Source organism: uncultured Corynebacterium sp., assembly GCF_937999985.1.
Classification (GTDB): domain Bacteria; phylum Actinomycetota; class Actinomycetes; order Mycobacteriales; family Mycobacteriaceae; genus Corynebacterium.
In genome coordinates this window covers 1-1,435 of record NZ_CALLDG010000026.1, presented here as the reverse complement: position 1 = coordinate 1,435, position 1,435 = coordinate 1, and the positions used below count along the sequence as shown (strand labels likewise).

At 67.8% G+C, this 1,435-nt stretch carries 1 protein-coding gene and 1 pseudogene; both read right to left on the bottom strand.

The window, feature by feature from the left end; translation table 11 throughout:
* Nucleotides 1–895, bottom strand: an 895-nt coding sequence (locus tag Q0331_RS01130; protein WP_298074125.1) for a DUF3556 domain-containing protein, incomplete at its 3' end; no start/stop codon positions are given.
* Between the two features lie 35 nt (nt 896–930).
* Nucleotides 931–1,435: pseudogene (locus Q0331_RS01125) on the bottom strand (AMP-binding protein); the annotation flags it as partial.

Sequence of the window (1,435 nt, the reverse complement as noted above, 5' to 3'; positions counted from 1 at the left end):
CGAGGCCGTGGCCGATCAGGTGCGACACCCGCGAGGGGTTCAGGTCGTTGCGGGCGTCGCGGTAGAATAGTCGGTTGACCTTCGGGAACACCATGAAGGGGGTGCTCGACATCATCGGGCCGATAACGAACGAGAAATGCGGACCGATCTTCGCGATGGCCGCGCCCATCCACACCACGACGATGAGGCACTTGGCGGCGATCATGAAGTCGACGGGGCCGAGGACCACGCCGAACAACAGCAGCGGCAGGTACTGGTCGGCGCGGGCGGTCATGAACGGAACCTGGTCGCGCGCGCCCAGCAGCACCAGCGCCACCATCGGCATGGCGAACGCGATCGTGGGCAGAACGCCACCGTCGGCGTCGGGCAGCAATGCCGCAAGCTCGGCGGACTCCACGCCCTTCATGGCCAGGCCGGCGATGAGGGTCGCCAGAACGGCCAGGTAGAGGATCACGTCGACGATGGTCCGGCGATCACCGGAGGTCAGCGGAATCTTGCCGCCCCACGGTGGGCGTCGCACCGTGCCGGGGCGCACCCAGTGGAACACGCCAGCCATCGGGGGCCAGAAGTGGAACATCGCGGGGCCGGAGGCGGCGCCGATGCTCAGCGCCTCCCAGAGGATCGCCCAGAGCAGGAGCTTTTGGTAAACGATCGGCTCGGCCCACCAGTCGTGGTAGTCCCACAGGGACCCGAGGCCCGAGGAGGCGACGGCGATCCAGCCGCCGAGGAGGAGCCAGGCGGCGATCTTGATCACGTAGAACAGCGGGGCCGCCGACGGCGAGCCGAGGCCGCGTTCGGCCCAATCGGTGGCCTGGAGGCGGATGCGCTGGAGGAGGGGCAGGCGCTTGTACTCGTCGAGGGGGACGTCGATGAGTTCCGGTTTCATCAGGGACATGTGCGTCTCCTTTGGAGTCGGGTGGCGGCGGTCGGTCAGCGCGCGACTGCGGCGGCGGCCATTTCCGTCAGGGCAATCTTGTCGACCTTGCCGACGGGGTTGCGGGGCAGGTCGGGTAGCACGTGGATCGCCTCGGGCAGCTTGACCTTGGCCAGTCGGGCGGAGATGTGGGCGCGGAGGTCGTCGAGGTCCGGGGTGCCGGTGACGTAGGCGATGGGGATTTCGTTGAGGACCGGGTGGGGTGCGGCGACGACGGCGGCTTCGGCGATGTCGCCGTGGCTGGTCAGCGCGGCTTCGATTTCCGAGGGGTAGAGGTTTTCGCCGCCGCGGATGATGAGGTGCTTGATCCGGTCGACGATGCTGAGGAACCCGTCGTCGTCGATGATCCCGACGTCGCCGGTGCGGAGCCATCCATCGCGAAAGGACACGTCGGTGTCTTCCCGTCGGTTGAGGTATCCGCGCATGACGTTGGGGCCCTTGATGAGCACTTCGCCGCGCACGCCGGCGGGCGCGAAGCCTCCGTTTTCGTCCGCGATGCGG